The organism is Streptomyces lincolnensis (assembly GCF_001685355.1).
Classification (GTDB): Bacteria; Actinomycetota; Actinomycetes; order Streptomycetales; family Streptomycetaceae; genus Streptomyces; species Streptomyces lincolnensis.
Genome location: NZ_CP016438.1, coordinates 5139390 through 5151808, shown reverse-complemented (window position 1 = coordinate 5151808; position 12419 = coordinate 5139390). Strand labels below are relative to the sequence as shown.

Genomic DNA, 12419 nt, shown 5'->3' with positions numbered 1-12419 from the left:
CCGGTCAGCCGCGGGGCAGCGGGCGGACGTCGGGCGCGATCTGCGAGCCTGGCGTCGCCCGCACGATCGTGATCAGCCGGTCCGTCAGCTCCAGGGTGCCGACGGCCGGATCGTCGTAGCCGAGCACCCGGTGGCCGCGTACGACACTCACCACGAGGTCGTCCGTCTCCCGCGGGTTCCTGCCCACCTCGGCCTTTATGACCGGCCGTTCGACGATGTCGAGGCCACTGCCCTGCTGGATGAGGTCCTCCATCACCATGCCGGCCGCGGGGCTGAGCACCGACAGGCCCAGCAGCCGGCCGGCCGCGCTGGCACTGGTGATGACGGCGTCGGCGCCGGACTGCTTCAGCAGCGGCGCGTTCTCCTCCTCACGCACGGCGGCCACGATCTTGGCCGCCTTGTTGAGCTGCCGGGCGGTCAGGGTCACGAGGACGGCCGTGTCGTCGCGCTGCGTCGCGATGATGATCTTCCGCGCCTTGTGCACCTCGGCCTGCTTCAACACCTCGCTACGGGTCGCGTCGCCCACGATCCCCGCGTACCCCTCGGCTGTCGCCGCGTCGATCGCCTTCGAACTGGGGTCGACCACGACGACCTGCTCCTTCTTCAGTCCCGTCGCACAGACGGTCTGGATCGCCGACCGCCCCTTGGTGCCGAAGCCGACGACGACTGTGTGGTCGCGCAAGGTGGACCTCCAGCGGTTGAGCCGCCACTCCTCCCGGGTGCGTTCCGTGAGGACCTCGAGCGTGGTGCCGACCAGAATGATCAGGAACAGCACCCGCAGGGGTGTGATGACGAAGATGTTGGTGAACCGGGCGGCATCGCTGACCGGGGTGATGTCGCCGTACCCGGTGGTGGAGAGGGTGACGGTCGCGTAGTACCAGGCGTCCAGGAAGTCTACGGAACCGTCGGAGTTGTCGTTGTACCCATCGCGGTCGACGTAGACGAGCATCGCGGTCGTCACGAGGACCAGCAACGCCATGAGGACGCGTCTGGCCACCTGACGGAAGGGGTGCTCCACCACCTTCCTCGGGAGTTTCACCCGATGGGTCACGAGATGCTCGTCCGCCTGGCGGGCGATCGCGTCATGGCCCGGAAGTTTCACGTGAAACACACCCCGATTCCGCCGCTCGCCCAGGGCAGGTCGAGAAGCTCCGTCTCCTGTCCGGCCCCCGCCCCGCCCGGTGGCACGACGGCCAGGGCATCGGCGGCCGCGATGCCCCGCAGCATCGCAGGACCGTTGTAGTGCAACGGCACCGCCCCGTCGCCGCGCAGCACGACGGGGATGAGCCGGGTGTCGTACGGATGCCCGTGCGCCTCGCCCCGCAGCGGCAGGGTGTACGGCTCCGGCGTGGGGTGGGCCGCCAGCGTCCGCAGCAGCGGCTCGGCGAGCGTGAGCAGCCCCGAGACGGCCGCGAGCGGATTGCCGGGCAGCCCGACGAGATGCTGGTTCTCCTTGATGCGGGCCAGCAGCATGGGGTGGCCGGGGCGCACCTTGACGCCGTCGACGAGGAGTTCGGCGCCGATGCGGCGCAACGTCGGGTGGACGTGGTCGACGGGACCCGCGGCGGTGCCGCCGGTGGTGACGATCAGGTCCGCCCCGGAACCGGTGATCGCCTTGCGCAGCGCGTCCGCGTCGTCACCGAGTCGTCGTACGGCGATGACCTCGGCGCCCAGCGCACGCAGCCAGGGCGGCAGCATCGGGCCGAGCGCGTCCCGGATCAGACCGTCGTGCGGGGTGCCCTCGGTGAGCAACTCATCGCCCAGCACCAGGACTTCGACCCGGGGGCGCGGTACGGCGGTGAGGGTGTCGTATCCGGCCGCCGCGGCGAGACCGAGCACGGCCGGGGTCACGAACGTACCGGCCGGCAGGAGATGGTCGCCGCTACGGCACTCCTGTCCGCGCGGGCGGATGTCCTGCCCGGTGACGACCTCCCGGGTCGCGTGCAGACGGCCCTTGTCGTCGGAGCGGCCGTGCTCGCTGCGCAGTACGGCGGTGGTGTCCTGCGGGACGCGGGCACCGGTGGCGATCCGGACGGCCTCGCCGTCACCGAGGGGGTCGGGCTCGGCGTGCCCGGCGAGAACGCCTTCCTCCCGTACGTCCCAGGGGCCGGGTCCGGCGACGGCCCAGCCGTCCATCGCGGAGGTGTCGAAGGAGGGCAGGTCGGTGAGGGCGGGGAGGGGGGCGGCCAGGGTGAGGCCGAGGGCGTCGTCGAGCCGCACGGAGACGGGGGAGCGGCGCGCGCCCGAACGGGCGGCCCGGGCGGCGGTCGCGCGGGCCTCGGGCCAGGGAGTGGCCTTGTGGCGGTGATCCGGCTTGGGCGAGCCGCCCTGCGGGGCGGGCGCGGGCGTGTGGTGGTCGCCGGGGGAGCGGACGTCGTCCTCGTTCACCAGGGCGAGCACCTCCTCGACGTCGAAGTCCTCGGCGTTCTCGGCGTTCTCGGCGTCCTCTCCGGTCCGGGTCGCGCGGGCGGTCATCCGGCGTCCGGGGCGGCGTGGGGCTCGGCGGTGTCGCCGTCGGGCCTGCCGTCCGCCTTCTCGTCCTTGCCGTCCGCCTTCTCGTCCGCCCAGCGCAGGGCGAGGGCGACGGCCTTGCGGGAGGCCTCGGCCACCGCCTCCGGGCCTCCCCCGGCGCGGGCGGCCGCGTAGCCGACGAGGAAGGTGGTCAGCGGTGCCGCGGGCCTGGCCACGCCGTGGGCGGCGTCGCGGGCCAGGTCGAGCAGCGCCTTGGTGTCGACGTCGAGGTCGATGCCCAGTTCGTCCTTGACTGCGGAAATCCATTCATCCAACACGTGCCCATGCTCCCTGATCCGTGACCTGGCGGTGGCGATGTCGTCCCAGGTGTCGCAGTCGAAGGACGCGACGGGGTCGGACACCCGGGTCAGAACGAGCCCGGCGGTGAGGCGGCGCAGAGGGAGACCGGCGAGGCGCCCCGGCCGCCCCGGCCCGTCGTGCTCCGCGGCGAGTGCGGCCAGGGCGCGGCGCAGCGCGGGCGCGCGGTAGGCGGCGACCAGCGGCTGATCGCGGCCCTCGGCGTCGGTGAGGAGCACGCCGTCCGCGCCGCTCGTGCGCAGTGTGGCCAGCAGCAGCTGCACCGTCGCCCCGGTCAGGAACGGCAGGTCGGCCGAGAGAACGACGAGGTCGTCCGCCGTGGTGTGTCCGAGGCCCGCGTCGAGGGCGGCCACCGGTCCGCCGCCCGGCGGGTCCTCGCGTGCCCAGGTCACCGGGTGCGCGGTGGGCCGGGGGTCGGCGACCACGACGGTGGTGCGGGCGTCGGCGCAGGCGGCCAGCACCCGGTCCAGCAGCGCCCGTCCGCCCACGCGCACCCCGGGTTTGTCCGCGCCGCCGAGCCGGCGGGCGGCACCCCCGGCGAGGACGACGGCGTCGTATGCGGTCATCCCCCGAGTATGCGTGCCGCCGCGATCACAGGGAACGTGTGGGATCACAGGGAACGTGGGGGCGGCGCCGCGATCAACGTGTGGGCGGCGCCGCGATCACAGAGTGCGCAGCAGCACCGCCGGCTGTTCCACGCAGTCCGCCACGTACCGCAGGAAGCCGCCCGCCGTGCCGCCGTCGCACACCCGGTGGTCGAAGGTGAGCGAGAGCTGGACGACCTGCCGTACGGCCAGCTCGCCCTCGTGCACCCACGGCTTGGGGACGATGCGGCCGACGCCGAGCATGGCCGCCTCGGGGTGGTTGATGATCGGTGTGGAGCCGTCGACGCCGAACACGCCGTAGTTGTTCAACGTGAAGGTCCCGCCGGTGAGTTCCACGGGTGTGAGGGTGCCCGTGCGGGCCGCCTCGGTGAGCCGGGCGAACTCCGCGCTCAGCGACTGGGCGTCGCGCGCGTGGGCGTCCTTCACGACCGGTACGACCAGGCCCCGTTCGGTCTGCGCGGCGAAGCCGAGGTGCACCCGGTCGAGCCGGACGATCTCCCTGGCCTCCGTGTCCACCGTGGAGTTGAGCTCGGGGAAGCGGGCCAGGGCCGCGGTGCAGATCCGGGCCAGGAGGGCGATCAGGGAGATCTTCGGCCCGCCGGCGGCGTTCATCGCGGTGCGCGCCCGCATGAGCTCCGTCGCGTCGGCGTCCACCCAGCAGGTGGCCTCCGGGATCTCGCGCCGGCTGCGGGAGAGCTTGTCGGCGACAGCCCCGCGGACTCCCTTGAGGGGGATCCGGGTGCCTGCGGAGGCAGGCGGTGCCGTCGGCTCGGCGGGCGCGGCGGCCCGGACCTGTGTGGCGGCGGCCCGCAGCGCGTACTCGACGTCCGCCCGCAGGATCAGTCCGTCGGGCCCGGAGCCGGTGAGTTCCCGCAGGTCGAGACCGTTCTCCCGGGCGAGCCTGCGCACCAGCGGGGAGATCACGGGAACGGGGCCGTCGGCCACCTCGGGAGCCGCGGAAGCCGTGGAAGCCGTGGCCACGGTGCCGGCCGCCCCGTTCGCCTCCGCGGGCACCCGCTGCCCCGGCCGCACCCGCCTCCTGCGCGCCGGTGCCTCCGAAGTGCCGTATCCGACAAGGACGTTGCCCGAGCCCTTGGTCTCGCGGCTCTCGGTGTCCCCGCCGGTGGCCGGCGCTCCCACCGCGACGGTGATCAGCGGCGCCCCCACGGGGAGTTCCGTGCCCTCCTCGCCGTAGCGGGCGGTGACCACGCCGCCGTAGGGGCAGGGGACCTCGACCATCGCCTTGGCCGTCTCGACCTCGACGACCGGCTGGTCGACGGTGACGACGTCACCGACCTCCACCAGCCAGCGGACGATCTCCGCCTCGGTCAGGCCCTCGCCGAGATCCGGCAGCCTGAACTCCAGCACCTGGGCCATCAGTTCTCCGCCTCCCACTGAAGACGCCCCACGGCGTCCAGGATCCGGTCCACGCCGGGCAGGTGGTGACGCTCCAGCATCGGCGGCGGGTAGGGGATGTCGAACCCGGCCACGCGCAGCACCGGCGCCTCCAGGTGGTGGAAGCAGCGCTCCGTGACCCGGGCCGCGATCTCCCCGCCCGGTCCGCCGAACCCGCCCGACTCGTGTACGACGACCGCACGCCCGGTCCGCCGTACCGAGGCGGCGACCGTCTCGTCGTCGAACGGCACCAGGGAACGCAGGTCGACGACTTCGAGGTCCCAGCCCTCCTCCCGGGCCGCCTCGGCGGCTTCGAGGCAGACGGGCACGGACGGTCCGTACGTGATGAGCGTGGCGCTCCGGCCCGAGCGCCGCACCACCGCGCGGCCGATGGGTTCAACGCTCTGCGGCTCGTCCGGGTTCCAGGAGTCCTTCGACCAGTACAGCCGCTTGGGTTCGAGGAAGACGACGGGGTCGTCGGAGGCGATGGCGGCGCGCAGCAGACCGTAGGCGTCGGCGACGGTCGCGGGTGTGACGACATGGAGCCCCGGAGTCGCCATGTAGTACGCCTCGGAGGAGTCGCTGTGGTGCTCGACGCCGCCGATGCCGCCGCCGTAGGGGACCCGGATGGTGATCGGCAGGGGCATCGCGCCGCGGGTGCGGTTGCGCGTCCGGGAGACGTGCGAGATCAGCTGCTCGAAGGCGGGGTAGGCGAACGCGTCGAACTGCATCTCCACGACCGGCCTGAGGCCGTACATCGCCATGCCGACGGCCGTGCCGAGGATGCCCGCCTCGGCGAGCGGGGTGTCCGTGCAGCGGTCCTCGCCGAACTCCTTGGCGAGGCCGTCGGTGACCCGGAAGACCCCGCCGAGGGTGCCGACGTCCTCGCCCATGACGTGGACGTTCGGGTCGGCGGCCATCGCATCGCGCATCGCGCGCGTGAGGGCCTGCGCCATGGTGGCCGGCTTCAGCGCGACGGTGGTCATCGCTGCTCCCCCTCCGCCGCCAGCTCGGCCCGCAACTGGTCCTGCTGCTCGCGCAGTTGCGGGGTGGGCTCGGCGTACACATGGGCGAAGAGGTCCATGGGGTCGAGCACCGGGTCCTGGTTCATGCGTTCGCGCAGGTCCGCGGCCAGGGTCTCGGCGGCGTCCCGCGCGGCCCGGATGCCCGCCTCGTCGATCAGACCGCGCTCGGTCAGCTCGTGCTCCAGGAGGGCGATCGGGTCGTGTCCGCGCCAGGTCTCGACCTCGGCGTCGCCGCGGTAGCGGGTCGCGTCGTCGGCGTTGGTGTGGGCCTCGACGCGGTAGGTGATGGCCTCCACCAGTGTCGGTCCGCCGCCCGCGCGCGCGTGGCGTACGGCGGCGGTCAGGACCTCGTGCACGGCGGCCGCGTCGTTGCCGTCGACCAGGCGTCCGGGCATGCCGTAGCCGACGGCCTTGTGGGCCAGCGACGGGGCCGCGGTCTGCTTGGCGAGCGGGACGGAGATGGCGAAACCGTTGTTCTGGACGAGGAAGACGACCGGCGCCTGCCAGACGGCGGCGAAGTTCAGCGCCTCGTGGAAGTCGCCCTCGCTGGTGCCGCCGTCGCCGACCATGGCGAGCGCGACCACGTCGTCGCCCTTGAGACGGGCGGCGTGCGCGAGGCCCACGGCGTGCGGGAGCTGGGTGGCGAGCGGGGTACACAGGGGCGCCACCCGGTGCTCGCGCGGGTCGTAGCCGGTGTGCCAGTCGCCGCGCAGCAGGGTCAGCGCCTGGACGGGGTCGAGGCCCCGGGCGACGGCGGCGAGGGTGTCGCGGTAGCTGGGGAAGAGCCAGTCACGGTCTTCGAGGGCCAGCGCGGCGGCGACCTCGCAGGCCTCCTGGCCGGTGCTGGAGGGGTAGACGGCGAGCCGGCCCTGCTTGGTGAGGGCGGTGGCCTGCGCGTTGTACCTGCGGCCGCGCACCAGCTCGGCGTACAGCCGGCGCAACAGCTCGGGGTCGGCCTGCGCGGCCGCCTGTGTGCCGAGGACGCGGTACGGCTCGGCGTCGGGCAACAGCGGCGCGGGATCCGTACGGGGCTGCCAGGCGGGCGGCGGCGATGGCCGGTACGCGCCCCGCTGCTCCATGACCGTCATGACGGCACCTCCTCGTGGGAGACGGCTTCGGGCGCGCCACGGGTGTGATGCGCCTCACCTACCGATTGTTCGGTCGCCGGCACATTTTGGCTACAGGCCCCCTCAGGCTGTGGACAAACGGTTCTCCACAGCCTGAGATGGACGCAGTACGTCCACGAGAGGGAGGCGGGGGGACATGGCACCTGAACAAATGGCCGAGAGCCCGGACGGCAGCGGTCCCCCGCCGTCCCCGCGTCCGCTCGACGCCATCGATCAGGACATCCTCCAGATGCTCCAGGCGGACGGCCGCGCGTCGATACGGTCGGTCGCCGAACGGGTCCACGTCTCGCGCGCCAACGCCTACGCGCGCATCAACCGCCTCATCGAGGACGGCGTCATCCGCGGCTTCGGCGCCCGCGTCGACCACGAGCGCGCCGGCCAGGGCACGTCGGCCTACATCACCCTGAAGATCGTCCAGAACTCCTGGCGCACGGTCCGCGAGCAGCTCCGGCAACTCCCCGGCGCCTCGCACATCGCCCTGGTCGGCGGCGACTTCGACGTCCTGCTCCTCATCCACACCCCCGACAACCGAGCCCTGCGCGAGCTGGTCCTCACCCGCCTCCAGGCCATCCCCGAGGTCCTCAGCACCCGCACCCTGCTGGTCTTCGAGGAGGAGGACCTGGAACCGCAGAGCTAGGACCCCAGGGCCCGTCCTAGGCTCCCCGCAGCCCGCCGAACACCAGCCGTGCCACCGCGTCCGCGACCTCGCGTTCGTTCATCCCCCGGCCGTCGGGGCGGTACCACTCCACGATCGAGTTGATCATCCCGAAGACGAGGCGGGTCGCGAGGCGTACCTCGACGTCCTCGCGTACGTCGCCGTCGGCGGCCGCGGCCTTGAGGAGTTCGGCGACCCGGTGGTCGAAGTCGCGGCGCCGCTCCAGGGCCCACCGCTCGGTGCCCGTGTTGCCGCGCACCCGCAGCAGCAGCGTGACGTAGGGCAGTTCGGCGATGAGCACCTCGACCATGCGCCGCACGACGTACTCCAGGCGCTCGGCGGCGAGCCCCACGCGCGCGTGTTCCTCGTCGAGGATCTCGAAGAGGCCGTCCAGGGCCCGGTTCACGGCCCGGCGCAGCAGCTCCTCCTTGCCGGTGACGTGGTGGTATATCGAGGACTTGGAGATGCCGGCCGCCTTGGAGAGGTGCTCCATGGAGGTGCCGTCGTAGCCGCGTTCGTTGAAGACCTGCACGGCGACGGACAGCAGCGTCTCGGGCGTGTAGGTGTCGCGCTTGGCGGTGGTCATGAGGTGCCGCCCTCCCGCTTGTCGGTGGCGTACGCGTGGCGGTACAGCGCGAGCGACGGAGCGTACCGCCCGGAGGGATCGCGCAGATGCAGGTCGTCCAGGAGCGCGTAGGCCCAGTTGCGGCCGAGCCTGCGGCTCCACTCGAAGGGGCCGAGCGGGTAGTTGACGCCCAGGCGCATCGCGGTGTCGATGTCCTCCTCGGTGGCCACGCCCTTGGCGACGGCGTCGTGCGCGAGGTCGACGATCCGGGCGACCGTACGGGCGACGATCATCCCGGGGACGTCCCCGATGACGCTGACGTCCTTGCCGAGCGCCTGGAAGAGCCCGGTGGCCTCGGCGAGGGTCTGCGGGGCGGTGTCCTGGGAGGCGGACAGGGCGATCCGGGTGGCCCGGCGGTAGTCGAGCGCGAGGTCGAAGTAGACGACGTCCCGGAACTCCACCGAGGTCTGCCCGTCGGCCAGCGCCAGCTGACCGCCGCCGGGCAGCACCAGCCGGGTGCCGTGGTCCTCTTCCTCCTCGCGGACCTGGATGCCCGCCTCGCGGATCAGCCCGACCAGCTCGGACGCGGGACCCAGGTCGCCCTCGACGCTCACGTAGGCGGGCGGGCGGGCCCGCTCCGCGGTGTGCGGCTCGGCCTGCTCGGCGTCGTCGCCGTAGGCGTACCAGCCCTGCCCGGTCTTGCGGCCGAGCCGGCCGGACTCCACGAGCCGCTGCTGGGCGAGCGAAGGCGTGAAGCGCACGTCCTGGAAGAAGGACCGCCACACCGAGCGCGTGACGGACTCGTTGACGTCCTGCCCGATGAGGTCGGTCAGTTCGAAGGCGCCCATCCGGAAGCCCCCGCACTCGCGCAGGACCGCGTCGATGGTGGCGGGATCGGCGCCCTGGGCCTCGTAGACCGCGAAGGCCTCGGCGTAGAAGGGGCGCGCGATGCGGTTGACGATGAAGCCGGGGGTGTCCGCGCAGGCCACCGGCGTCTTGCCCCAGGCACGGGCCGTCTCGTACGCGCGCGTGGCCGAGGTGACGTCCGTGGCGAACCCGGAGACGACCTCGACCAGCGGCAGCAGCGGCGCCGGGTTGAAGAAGTGCAGGCCCACGAACCGGCCCGGGTTGCGCAGGGCGCCGCCGATGGCCGTCACGGACAGGGACGAGGTGTTGGTGGCGAGCAGACAGTCCTCACCGACCACGTCCTCCAGCGCGCGGAACAGTTCCTGTTTGGCGTCCAGCCGCTCCAGGACGGCCTCGACGACCAGGGTGCAGTCGGCGAGGTCGGCGAGGTCGGAGGCGGGCAGCAGGCGGGCGCGTGCCGCGTCCCGGTCGGCGCCGCCGAGCCGGTCCTTCTCGACGAGACGGTCGAGGCGCCCGCCGATGGTGTCGGCCGCCTCCTGGGCCCGGCCCGGGACGGCGTCGTACAGCCGTACGCAGTGGCCGGCGACCAACGCGACCTGGGCGATGCCCTGGCCCATGGTGCCGGCGCCGACGACGGCCACGGGGCTGCTGAGGTCGAGTGCTGTCATGTGCGCGATCCTCCCGCACGGGGTTTTCCACAGATGCGGCGGACCCCCTTGTCCCGACCGATCGTTCGGTTACTCTAACTCTGACCGCCCACCCGTCGCCCACCACCACCCTGAACGAGACGCTTCGCGCCCCACCCCTCAATAGTCCCGCCCATGTTTCTGCCCAGGTCATGGACTCGACGAAGAGTTCAGGAAACGAGGAGTTGGTCCCGCATGGCCGCCGAACTGACCACGCACGAGCTCATCGCCAAGCACCGGCCCACCCTCGACCAGGCGCTGGAAGCGATCCGTACCCGCGCGTACTGGTCCCCGCACCCCGAACACCCCAAGGCCTACGGCGAGCACGGCAGCCTGGACGCGGCGGCGGGCAAGGCCGCCTTCGACGCCCTCCAGGGCACCCGCCTCGACCTCGGCCAGCCCGGCACCGACGGCTGGGTGGGCGGCGAGGTGTCGCCGTACGGCATCGAGCTGGGCGTGGAGTACCCGCACGCGGACGTCGACGTGCTGCTGCCCGCCATGAAGGCGGGCCAGAAGGCCTGGCGGGACGCGGGCGCGGAGGCCCGCGCGGTGGTGTGCCTGGAGATCCTCAAGCGGATCAGCGACCGGACCCACGAGTTCGCGCACGCGGTCATGCACACCTCCGGCCAGGCCTTCATGATGGCGTTCCAGGCCGGCGGCCCGCATGCCCAGGACCGCGGCATGGAGGCAGTGGCCTACGCCTATGTGGAGCAGGTCCGCACACCCGACACGGCGGAGTGGACCAAGCCCCAGGGCAAGCGCGACCCGCTCGCGCTGACCAAGCTCTTCGTCCCCGTCCCGCGCGGGATCGCCCTGCTCATCGGCTGCAACACCTTCCCGACGTGGAACGGCTACCCGGGCCTGTTCGCCTCCCTCGCCACCGGCAACGCCGTCCTGGTCAAGCCCCACCCGCGCGCCGTGCTGCCGCTCGCGCTCACCGTGCAGGTCGCGCGCGAGGTCCTGGGTCAGGCCGGCTTCGACCCGAACCTGGTGGCCCTGGCCGCCGAGCGGCCCGGCGAGGGCATCGCGAAGACCCTGGCGACCCGCCCGGAGATCCGGATCATCGACTACACCGGCTCGACGGCGTTCGGCGACTGGCTGGAGGCCAACGCCCGCCAGGCGCAGGTCTACACCGAGAAGGCCGGCGTCAACACGGTCCTGGTGCACTCCACCGACAACTACAAGGGCATGCTCTCCAACCTGGCCTTCTCGCTGTCCCTGTACAGCGGCCAGATGTGCACCACCCCGCAGAACCTCCTGATCCCCCGCGACGGCATCCGCACCGAGGAGGGCCCCCGGACCTACGACGAGGTGGTCGCCGACCTGGCCCGCGCGGTCGACGGCCTGCTCGGCGACGACGCCCGCGCGAACGCCCTGCTCGGCGCGATCGTCAACCCGGACGTCAAGGCCCGCCTGGAGGCGGCCGCCGGTCTCGGCGAAGTCGCCCTCGCCTCACGGGAGATCGGCAACCCCGAGTTCGAGGGGGCGGTGGTCCGCACGCCTGTCATGGTGAAGCTCGACGGCGCCAAGCCCGACGACGAGGCCGCCTACATGAGCGAGTGCTTCGGTCCCGTCTCCTTCGCCGTGGCCGTCGACTCGGCCGCGGACGCGGTGGAGTTGCTGCGGCGCACGATCCGCGAGAAGGGCGCGATGACGGTCGGCGCGTACACCACCGACGAGGAGGTCGAGTCGGCCGTACAGGAGGTCTGCCTGGACGAGGCGGCCCAGCTGTCGCTGAACCTCACGGGCGGGGTGTACGTCAACCAGACGGCCGCGTTCTCCGACTTCCACGGATCGGGCGGCAACCCGGCGGCCAACTCGGCACTCACCGACGGGGCGTTCGTGGCCAACCGCTTCCGGATCGTCGAGGTCCGCCGGGAGGCGTAGCACTCACGCGCCTGCCCGCCCGCTCTCAGAACCCGGCGGCGCTCCAGTGGTACAGCGTCATCGCCACGCTCGTCGCCAGGTTGTAGCTGGAGACCTGGGGGCGCATCGGCAGCGCCACCAGGTGGTCGGTCCGCGCGCGCAGTTCGGCGGACAGCCCGCTGCGCTCGGAGCCGAAGGCGAGGACGGCGTCGTCCGGGAGCTTGACGCCCCGGATGTCATCGCCCTCCGGGTCGAGGGCGAACAGCGGCCCGGCGGGCAGCTCGTCGACGGCCAGCCGTTCCACGACGGTCGCGAAGTGCAGGCCCGCGCCACCGCGCACGACCGTGGGGTGCCAGGGATCCAGCGTGCCGGTGGTCACGACTCCGGTCGCGCCGAACCCGGCGGCCAGCCGGATCACGGCGCCCGCGTTCCCGAGGTTGCGCGGGTTGTCGAGGACCACGACCGGGGCGCCGCGGGGCCTGCGCTCCAGCGTCCGCAGACCGGCCTCGCGGGACGGCCGTACGGCCAGGGCGGCCACCGCCGTGGGATGCGGGCGCGGCACCAGGGAGGCGTACGCCGTCTCCGGCACCTCGGTCAGCAGCGCGTCCAGCGTCTCCCGTACGTCCGGTGCCAGTTCGTCGGCGAGGGCCAGCGCGGCGGCGCGGTCGGCGGTCACCGCCACCGGGACCTCGGCGCCGAAGCGCACCGCGTGCTTGAGGGCGTGGAAGCCGTCGAGCAGGACGCAGCCGCCGGCGAGCCGGTGCCAGGCGCTCAGGGGGTCGCTCATGCCGTGCAGCCT

General features: G+C 72.8%; 11 protein-coding genes. 2 read left to right on the top strand and 9 right to left on the bottom strand.

All coding sequences use genetic code 11. The features are described 5' to 3' along the window. Positions 1 to 4 precede the first annotated feature (4 nt). The 6 genes from SLINC_RS22930 to pdhA form a co-directional block, all read right to left on the bottom strand. Entirely contained in the window at positions 5 to 1111 is a 1107-nt protein-coding gene (locus tag SLINC_RS22930) for a potassium channel family protein (RefSeq protein ID WP_079164672.1), read from the bottom strand. After that, entirely contained in the window at positions 1099 to 2475 is a 1377-nt protein-coding gene (locus SLINC_RS22925) for a molybdopterin molybdotransferase MoeA (RefSeq protein ID WP_067436270.1), read from the bottom strand. Before SLINC_RS22925 ends, SLINC_RS22930 begins: the two co-directional genes overlap by 13 nt. Next, complete coding sequence (locus SLINC_RS22920) at positions 2472 to 3395, bottom strand: NTP transferase domain-containing protein (protein WP_067436267.1); 924 nt, start codon at positions 3393 to 3395, stop codon at positions 2472 to 2474. Before SLINC_RS22920 ends, SLINC_RS22925 begins: the two co-directional genes overlap by 4 nt. A gap of 96 nt (positions 3396 to 3491) precedes the next feature. After that, positions 3492 to 4811, bottom strand: coding sequence for a dihydrolipoamide acetyltransferase family protein (locus tag SLINC_RS22915; RefSeq protein WP_067436264.1), 1320 nt, complete (start codon positions 4809 to 4811; stop codon positions 3492 to 3494). Beyond that, positions 4811 to 5815 (bottom strand): alpha-ketoacid dehydrogenase subunit beta, encoded by a 1005-nt coding sequence (locus tag SLINC_RS22910; RefSeq protein ID WP_067436261.1) that lies wholly within the window; start codon positions 5813 to 5815, stop codon positions 4811 to 4813. The genes SLINC_RS22915 and SLINC_RS22910 overlap by 1 nt, the downstream gene beginning before the upstream one ends. Beyond that, complete coding sequence (gene pdhA, locus SLINC_RS22905) at positions 5812 to 6942, bottom strand: pyruvate dehydrogenase (acetyl-transferring) E1 component subunit alpha (RefSeq protein WP_067436259.1); 1131 nt, start codon at positions 6940 to 6942, stop codon at positions 5812 to 5814. The genes SLINC_RS22910 and pdhA overlap by 4 nt, the downstream gene beginning before the upstream one ends. Positions 6943 to 7132: 190 nt before the next feature. Here pdhA and SLINC_RS22900 point away from each other — a divergent pair, with 190 nt between their 5' ends. Further along, complete coding sequence (locus SLINC_RS22900; protein ID WP_067436257.1) at positions 7133 to 7618, top strand: Lrp/AsnC family transcriptional regulator; 486 nt, start codon at positions 7133 to 7135, stop codon at positions 7616 to 7618. Between the two features lie 16 nt (positions 7619 to 7634). Here SLINC_RS22900 and SLINC_RS22895 read toward each other — a convergent pair whose 3' ends face one another. Both SLINC_RS22895 and SLINC_RS22890 read right to left on the bottom strand, forming a co-directional pair. Then, complete coding sequence (locus tag SLINC_RS22895) at positions 7635 to 8222, bottom strand: TetR/AcrR family transcriptional regulator (RefSeq protein WP_067436255.1); 588 nt, start codon at positions 8220 to 8222, stop codon at positions 7635 to 7637. After that, entirely contained in the window at positions 8219 to 9736 is a 1518-nt protein-coding gene (locus SLINC_RS22890; RefSeq protein ID WP_067436252.1) for a 3-hydroxyacyl-CoA dehydrogenase, read from the bottom strand. Before SLINC_RS22890 ends, SLINC_RS22895 begins: the two co-directional genes overlap by 4 nt. Positions 9737 to 9949: 213 nt before the next feature. Between SLINC_RS22890 and paaN the strand changes: the two genes are divergently transcribed. Continuing rightward, positions 9950 to 11641, top strand: a complete 1692-nt coding sequence (gene paaN, locus SLINC_RS22885) for a phenylacetic acid degradation protein PaaN (protein WP_067436249.1) — start codon at positions 9950 to 9952, stop codon at positions 11639 to 11641. A gap of 25 nt (positions 11642 to 11666) precedes the next feature. Here paaN and SLINC_RS22880 read toward each other — a convergent pair whose 3' ends face one another. Further along, complete coding sequence (locus SLINC_RS22880; protein WP_067436244.1) at positions 11667 to 12407, bottom strand: TrmH family RNA methyltransferase; 741 nt, start codon at positions 12405 to 12407, stop codon at positions 11667 to 11669. Positions 12408 to 12419 lie beyond the last annotated feature (12 nt).

Bases quoted from the DNA above. Each gene is read 5' to 3' on its own strand.
- SLINC_RS22925 (WP_067436270.1), bottom strand. From the start codon at position 2,475: ATGACCGCCCGCGCGACCCGGACCGGAGAGGACGCCGAGAACGCCGAG.
- SLINC_RS22920 (WP_067436267.1), bottom strand. From the start codon at position 3,395: ATGACCGCATACGACGCCGTCGTCCTCGCCGGGGGTGCCGCCCGCCGG.
- SLINC_RS22915 (WP_067436264.1), bottom strand. From the start codon at position 4,811: ATGGCCCAGGTGCTGGAGTTCAGGCTGCCGGATCTCGGCGAGGGCCTG.
- SLINC_RS22910 (WP_067436261.1), bottom strand. From the start codon at position 5,815: ATGACCACCGTCGCGCTGAAGCCGGCCACCATGGCGCAGGCCCTCACG.
- pdhA (WP_067436259.1), bottom strand. From the start codon at position 6,942: ATGACGGTCATGGAGCAGCGGGGCGCGTACCGGCCATCGCCGCCGCCC.
- SLINC_RS22900 (WP_067436257.1), top strand. From the start codon at position 7,133: ATGGCCGAGAGCCCGGACGGCAGCGGTCCCCCGCCGTCCCCGCGTCCG.
- SLINC_RS22895 (WP_067436255.1), bottom strand. From the start codon at position 8,222: ATGACCACCGCCAAGCGCGACACCTACACGCCCGAGACGCTGCTGTCC.
- SLINC_RS22890 (WP_067436252.1), bottom strand. From the start codon at position 9,736: ATGACAGCACTCGACCTCAGCAGCCCCGTGGCCGTCGTCGGCGCCGGC.
- paaN (WP_067436249.1), top strand. From the start codon at position 9,950: ATGGCCGCCGAACTGACCACGCACGAGCTCATCGCCAAGCACCGGCCC.
- SLINC_RS22880 (WP_067436244.1), bottom strand. From the start codon at position 12,407: ATGAGCGACCCCCTGAGCGCCTGGCACCGGCTCGCCGGCGGCTGCGTC.